This is a genomic window from Pseudonocardia sp. SID8383, assembly GCF_009864975.1.
GTDB lineage: Bacteria > Actinomycetota > Actinomycetes > Mycobacteriales > Pseudonocardiaceae > Pseudonocardia > Pseudonocardia alni.
On sequence record NZ_WWFY01001221.1, the window covers coordinates 1 to 642 of the forward strand.

1 protein-coding gene is annotated in these 642 nt (G+C 78.0%); it reads right to left on the minus strand.

Going from position 1 to position 642, the window contains the following annotated elements; all coding sequences use genetic code 11:
- On the minus strand, nt 1-642 hold a 642-nt coding region (locus GTW08_RS29845), incomplete at both ends, for an alpha/beta fold hydrolase (protein ID WP_161152853.1).

The following is a 642-nucleotide window of genomic DNA, read 5'->3' on the forward strand; positions in this document are numbered from 1 at the left end:
CGAGCCCTCCGGACGAGCCGGCGGCGGCACCCGCCGGTGAGTCCCCGCCCGCGGGCACCCGGCCACCGGAGCCGAAGAACACCCCGGCCCAGCCGCTCTTGAACACCCCGTCGCCGGCGCCCGCACCGGCCGCGGGCGTGCCCGGCGGCGTCGCACCGGCCGGGACGGCGTTGTTCGGGAACAGCGCCTGGCCCAGGTCGTTCCAGGTGATCACCGGCACGATCGCGTCGATCCGCCGGTCGTACCCGGCCAGCAGCAGGGCGAGGCCACCGCCGTAGGACCCGCCGGTCACACCGACGCGGGGGTCGCCGTCGGCGTCGCGCTGCACGTCGGCGCGCGCGGCGAGGCGGTCCACCAGCCGCGACGCGTCGGCGACCTCGCGGTCGGGGTCGTCCAGCCCGATCGAGCCACCGGAGGCGCCGAAACCGCGCGCGGTCCAGGTCTGCACCACGTAGCCGCGGGCGGCGAGCTCGCGGGCGTCGGAGTCGACGGAGGCCTTGCTGCCGCCGAAGCCGTGCGCCACCAGCACCGCGGGCGCGGGGGAGGCCGCGGTCGCCGAGGCGGGGACGTAGAGCGAGGTGTCCAGGTCGATCGTGCCCGGCTGCCCGGGGCCGGCCGGGACGGCGACCTTCTCCTCGCTCA